At 62.5% G+C, this 6,408-nt stretch carries 5 protein-coding genes; 3 read left to right on the top strand and 2 right to left on the bottom strand.

Features of this window, described 5'->3' with window-relative positions:
• The first annotated feature begins 68 nt into the window (after positions 1 to 68).
• From ACTWP6_RS29570 to ACTWP6_RS29560, 3 genes are read left to right on the top strand one after another with little or no spacing between them, the layout of a single operon-like run.
• Positions 69 to 1,235 (top strand): tyrosine-type recombinase/integrase, encoded by a 1,167-nt coding sequence (locus ACTWP6_RS29570; RefSeq protein WP_443189557.1) that lies wholly within the window; start codon positions 69 to 71, stop codon positions 1,233 to 1,235.
• The gene (locus ACTWP6_RS29565; protein WP_443189556.1) at positions 1,232 to 3,745 is read left to right on the top strand and encodes a tyrosine-type recombinase/integrase; all 2,514 of its coding nucleotides are present in this window, start codon (positions 1,232 to 1,234) and stop codon (positions 3,743 to 3,745) included. Before ACTWP6_RS29570 ends, ACTWP6_RS29565 begins: the two co-directional genes overlap by 4 nt.
• A 4-nt stretch (positions 3,746 to 3,749) precedes the next feature.
• Entirely contained in the window at positions 3,750 to 4,826 is a 1,077-nt protein-coding gene (locus ACTWP6_RS29560) for an ATP-dependent DNA ligase (protein ID WP_443189555.1), read from the top strand.
• Positions 4,827 to 4,939: 113 nt separating this feature from the next.
• Here ACTWP6_RS29560 and ACTWP6_RS29555 read toward each other — a convergent pair whose 3' ends face one another.
• Positions 4,940 to 5,713 (bottom strand): hypothetical protein, encoded by a 774-nt coding sequence (locus tag ACTWP6_RS29555; protein ID WP_443189554.1) that lies wholly within the window; start codon positions 5,711 to 5,713, stop codon positions 4,940 to 4,942.
• Positions 5,706 to 6,408 (bottom strand): hypothetical protein (locus tag ACTWP6_RS29550; RefSeq protein ID WP_443189553.1); only part of this gene is annotated, 703 nt, incomplete at its 5' end. The genes ACTWP6_RS29550 and ACTWP6_RS29555, both read right to left, overlap by 8 nt.

The following is a 6,408-nucleotide window of genomic DNA, read 5'->3' as shown; positions in this document are numbered from 1 at the left end:
CGCGTCTAGTTGACTGAACTTCGGCGAGCCTTCCGATGGAGTGGCTGCGGCGGGCGGAGGATCCGGCTATGGGCGAGGTGGGTCGGGTGGAGTCTGCGCCGAGCGAGTTGCCGTGGCGGGTGATCTTCCCCGACACCGAGCACACCGGGGCGACGTCATACCTTCGCGAACTGGCGGCGTCTGATTGCAGTCCACTCACAGTTCGAAGTTACGCGTTCGACCTTCTGCGGTGGTTCCGATTCCTGCATGACCGCCTGATCAGTTGGGAGCGAGCAGAGCGCGTAGACGTCCGCGCGTTCGTCGAGCACTTGCGGGCGGCGCCCAATCCGCAACGTCTTCGCCGACGACCGGATGGGCCGCCACCGGGGTCAGTGAACGCAGTGACCGGCAAGGCGGAGTTGTCCGGCAAGTACGCCCCGCGCACCATCAACCATCAGCTGTCAGTCTTGTTCGGTTTTTATGAACACGCATGTGCTGCCGATCTGGGTCCGCTGGTGAATCCCGTTCCTGCACAACGCGCTAGGCAAGGTGGACGACCTCACGCGCACCACAACCCGATGGAAGACTTCGCTATCTTTCGGCGCGCCAACTACCGGCAGAAGACCCCACGGCCGGTGTGGCGAGCGATCCCCGATGACGCTGCCGCAGCGCTGTTCAACGCGCTGCGCAGCCACCGCGATCGAGCGCTTGTGAGCTTTTATTTGTCCTCGGGCGTGCGGGCATCGGAGTTGTTGGGCTTGCGTCACGGCGATCTGGATGCTGGCCGCTACACCATCACGGTCACCAGCAAGGGCAGCCGCATGCGGGAAACCGTTCCGGCCTCAGTGGATTCATTCGTGTGGCTGGCGCTGTATTTGGCTGAATACCCGCGGATCGAGCCGGGTGGTCCGGTGTGGTGGACCCGACGCTCTCAGCCGGCGCCGCTGAACTATCACGCAATGCGCGCGGTGCTGCGCCGCGCCAACGCTAGCTTGGGTGCGAACTGGTCGTTGCACGACTTCCGCCACACTGCCGCCGCGCGGATGCTCGCTGACCCTGCGTTCACGCTGGTCGATGTGCAGACCGTCCTGCGGCATGCCAGCGTGACGACCACTCAGATCTACACCCAGCCTCGCCTGGAAGATCTGATCGGCAAGGTCCTTGAGCATTACGCCCGACCGAAGATCGAAGCATCGACGATCGAACCTGCCTACGACGCCGCGGCGGTCCGAGAACTGTTAGGGCTGTCGAATTGAGCGCTGAGGACACCCGGTCACCGCAACGCCGGCAGGCCGCCGCGACGCGGCGGGCGATGAGCCCACAGGTCCAGCTGCTGTCACGGCCTGATTCACCGCATCTGCAAGCGATCCCAGCCGACAGCCGGTTCGGCCCCGCCGGCCTGGCTCGGCCCCTGTGGGGCTACGACGCCAACCACGCGCCCCCACCGCTGCCAGAGGACGCCCGCGGTGCTGCAATGCAGTCACTGACCATCACAGAGTTGTGCGATGTCGTGGCCGAGCACCACCGGACGCTGCCACCCCAGCAACTTCAGCCGATGATTCGGGGTACGCGGGCCTTGCTGGGCATCCTGGCCCAGTATCCGGGACACACGTGGGAGGAGCGGTGGCTGGCCAGCGGTTACGACGCCGCTCCGCGCACCTGGTTCGAGCATGATGCATTGCCGCACTACGACCACTGGTCACCCACGCTCAAGGCCCTCAATGCATTACTGCGGGTACGCGCACTTCGGCCGTCCTACAGTTGGCTGCTGGATTCCAAGCAGCGGGTGACCCTCGGCAGGTTCCTCAACAGCAACGGCGGGCCGGACTTGGAACGGTTGCGTGCGCTGCCCGCCTACCGGGACGCGGTGCCTAAATACCAGGCCGACGCCGAAAAGGCGTTGGCGCGGGTGATGATTCGCACCGGGAAGAAGATCGGGCAACTGTGCGGCGACGATCTGCTGTTCTACGCCGACGTGGTGCGCACCTCGGGACGACAGCGCCGCGAACACCTCATCTGGGAGCTGCTGGTCGCCCTGGGCCCTTTGGCCGAGGAGGCACCGACGCTGCGGGCGACGTGGTCGGCGCGAGGCAACACACGCCAACACAGCGCCGCGACGCTGGTCGATCGATACGGCATCCCCTCTTCGGGGGTGCGCGACCTCCTCGTGGGCTACCTCGAGGAGCTACAGCCCAACATGGACTACAGCTCGCTGGAGGGACTTGCCTATCGCCTGGCCCGATTGTTCTGGTGGGAGATCCTGCAGATCAACCCGGACCAAAAGGACCTGGCGATCTCGGCCGAGGTGGTGACGGCGTGGCGGGAACGGTTGGCGATGACCCTCGACGGCCGCCCTCGCCGCGAAGTGCACTCGATCCTGTTCGCTATCCGCGGGATGTATCGCGATCTGGCCGAATGGTCGCACGACGACCCGGTCCGCTGGGGTGTTTGGGTCGCGCCGTGCCCGGTACCGCGGGCGCTCAGTCGCGCGGCGGCCAAGCAGAAACGCCGCCAGAAGGCCTCCATGCAGGATCGCACCCGCATGCTAACCCCACTGCTGCCTGCACTCCTGGCTGCGGCTACAGCGCATAAGGACCGCACCGCAACGCTTCTGCAGCGTGCCCTGGCTTGCACGCACGACCAGGAGTTCGTCGTCGACGGCTCCACGTTTCTGCGGCACTGTCCACCGCTGCGACGCGACGGCGACGCCCGGGCGCGGATCTGGGTGCACCTCGCTCCCGGACAGCAACGCCCGACCTGGATCCGGGGCCGCGCCCAGCGCATCGACGTAACCGCCCTGGAAGAGGAGGGATTCTGGGGGTGGGCGGTCGTGGAGACGTTGCGTCACACCGGCATTCGCATCGAAGAACTGCTCGAACTGACTCAGCTGTCGCTGCGGCACTACACCGCCTCCACCACCGCCACTCTGGTGCCGTTGCTCCACATCGTTCCGTCTAAGACCGACTGCGAGCGGCTGATCCCAATGACTCCGGAACTGGTCTCGGTGCTGCTTGAGGTGCTGCGCCGCGCCAAGGCCGGCAAGGATCATGTGCCGCTGTCGATTGCATATGACACCAATGACAAGGTGCACAGCGAACCGTTCCCGCACCTCTTCGCGCGCCCCCTGGGCACCCGTCACGAAGTGCTGGGTCGGCACTACGTGCGCCAAATTCTGATCCACCTCGCCACCACCGCTGGACTCACCGATGCCGGTCAACCGGTGCACTTCACCCCGCACGACTTCCGCCGGTTATTCGCCACCGACGCGGTCAACAACGGCCTGCCGCTGCACATCGCAGCTGCTCTGCTCGGCCATCTCAACCTCGACACCACCCGCGGCTACACCGCGGTTTTTCCCGAGCACATCGTCACCGCCCACCAGGCGTTCATCGAGCGGCGCCGCCAACTGCGACCTTTCGAGGAGGCCAAGGTCGCCGACGACGACGAGTGGGCCGATTTCGAAGAGCACTTCCTGCTGCGGCGCGTAGCCCTCGGCGAGTGCCACCGCCCGTACGGCACACCCTGCGTGCACGAGCACGCTTGCACGCGATGCCGGTTCCTGCGCGTCGACCCCGCCCAGCTGGGCCGCATCAACGAGATGACCGAGAACGCCGAACAGCGTCTCGTCGAAGCCAAGGACCGCGCATGGCTGGGCGAGGTTGCCGCCCTCGAAGAGAGCATCAAGCATCTGCGCACCCGACAATCCCAGGCGCAGCAACTACTTTCAAGCGGCAGCAACCCGTTCGCCGAGCAGAAGCGACAATGAGACTATGAAGCTCCCCGTCATGCCGCCGGTCTCGCCGATGTTGGCCAAGTCGGTCCCGACAATCCCTCCCGATGCCTCCTATGAACCGAAGTGGGATGGCTTCCGGTCAATCTGCTTCCGCGACGGCGACGAGGTTGAGCTGGGCAGCCGTAACGAGCGGCCTTTGACCCGGTACTTCCCCGAACTGGTCACAGCGATCAAAACCGAACTACCGCAACGCTGCGTCATTGATGGCGAGATCATCATCGCCACAGACCACAGCCTGGACTTCGAGGCGCTGCAACAACGCATCCACCCGGCCGATTCGCGAGTGCGGATGCTCGCCCAACAGACCCCCGCGTCCTTCGTAGCGTTCGATCTACTCGCCCTAGGCGATGAGGACTACACCATGAGACCGTTCACCGAGCGACGCGCAGCACTCGTCGCGACGTTGGCCGACTCCGGGCCCTCGGTTCACGTCACACCAGCGACCACCGATCCCACGACCGCCCGACGGTGGTTCGAGGAGTTCGAGGGGGCCGGCCTCGACGGGGTGGTCGCTAAACCGTTGACGGTGACCTACCAGCCCGACAAGCGGGTCATGTTCAAGATCAAGCACCAGCGGACCGCCGACTGCGTCGTCGCCGGCTACCGGGTTCACAAGTCCAGCGACGAAGCGATCGGCTCGCTGCTGCTTGGGCTTTATACCGACGACGGCATCCTTGCCTCGGTTGGCGTCATCGGCGCGTTCCCGATGGCCAAGCGGCAGCACCTGTTCGCCGAGTTGCAGCCTCTCGTCACTAGCTTCGAAGACCACCCTTGGAACTGGGCAGCCCACGAGGCCGGTGACCGCACACCCCGCAAGAATGAAGGGTCCCGATGGAACGCCGGCAAAGACCTCTCCTTCGTGCCATTACGGCCGGAGCGAGTGGTCGAGGTCCGTTACGACCACATGGAAGGCCAACGATTCCGACATACCGCACAGTTCAACCGGTGGCGCCTAGACCGCGACCCCCGCTCTTGCACCTATGCTCAGCTCGAGCAACCGCTGTCTTTAAGTCTCAACGAGATCGTCCCGGGCCTGCACAGATCAGCAAATTGATATGCCCTGCAACGTGATTCAACGGTGAGTCTAGCGGATTCAAACCCTGAAGTGCACGACCCTCACGCGTGCGCCTTGCCCGTATCAACGCCGGTTCTGATCCAGCAGTGCGCCTATCCGCCCGACGACTCGGACTGCTTTGGGAGACCCTCCGCGATATCTCTCTGAATCCGACGGACTGCCTGACTTGAGTCTGCGGCGTGCAGTCCCTCTCGAAGGGTTCTCGCGAGTGGCTGCGGCTCTCCGGCACGCGCGACCCAGGCAACGTCCAGGTAGTTCTGAAAGCTGTGCTCGATGGAATCTATTTTTTCACTCGTTAGAGCGACTCCCCCGCTGGCCGACTCCAGCCAGTCCGCTTGTTGCTGCAACTCGCGCTCTACCGCTCGCGTAGCGCGCTCTAACTCACTGGTTGATGGCGCAAACCGCGTCAGGTGAAAAATCGTTCGATGCAGGAAATGTAAACGTCCGACCAAGGACAACTGGGCGATTCTCTTGCTACGAGGTATCGCACTAGACGCGATAGTGTTGACGGTCATCAAGTCGCCGTAATGCGTCGAGTGCCCGTCGCCCTTCAAATCGGGCAGCGGCATAGCCTTGTAGTGCCTTTCCCAAAAAGACGAGTCCAAGATTTTTTTCGCACTCTGTTCTCGCACAGAGACTACCGTGACGAATTCACGAATGCCCCTGGCATCGCGCATTGTGCACGGGTGCATGAACAGCATCACAGCGCCAGAGTGATTCACGATGCCAGGGACGTCAACTTCATCAAATACGTCACCCTGGTTGTATGGCAACCAGTTAGGAACTTCTTCGAAGCCAGAGCGATAATCGTATAACGAGTCAACCGCTGGCAACGGTTCGAGCGATTCAGCCATCGCTTCAGGCACGCCTCACAATACCGCTTGAACCGTCATCGAACTGGCGCGTCTCGTAGTTGGACCGATGAGTCTGCCGCCAACCCTTTTCCACTTCATCAAACATCGTCTCTGCGCTTATATTTCCGCACGCATAGTCCAGAATAAACGGCGCGGACTCGCTAGTATAAATTTCCTTGGGAGTAAGTGTAAATTCCTTGAGCGGCGGCAACAGCAACCAGTTCGCAGGAGACTCAATGGCTCCCACAGTCACAAGGGAATGCACGAACGCGGCAAGTTCCGACAGTCTCCGATGATTCGTAGGTGTTGCATTTCCATTTGTGCGCCACTTTCTCAAAGCGGGCACGCTCACGCCTAGCATCTGCGCTATATCAACCCAAGCGAATCCGTAGTCTGTAGCAAGAACGTCGAGTAGGTCTTTGCTCGACCTCTTCGCCATTTCGCGCGCAGTCTTAGTGATGAGATCCGCGTAGTAACCGCGATGCTCTTCCTCGAGCTTCACGCCAAGTCGATCATGGTCTTGGCGCTGTCGCCGCCACTCCCAGTCGCTGTTCCATGACTCGTCTAGAGCTGCATAATTGGTACGTTGATCGTAAAAGTCAGGATCGGCTCCAGACCTAACGGCAAACGATGACGTGACCATTCCGTACGAGCCCGAAGTACCCATTCTAATTTCCCCCCCGAAACATTCTGCGTGCCGCATCGGT

The sequence above is a fragment of the Mycobacterium sp. 4D054 genome (genome assembly GCF_052245755.1).
Lineage (GTDB): Bacteria > Actinomycetota > Actinomycetes > Mycobacteriales > Mycobacteriaceae > Mycobacterium.
The sequence above is the reverse complement of the archived record's forward strand: the minus strand, read 5'-3'. Positions and strand labels throughout refer to the sequence as shown.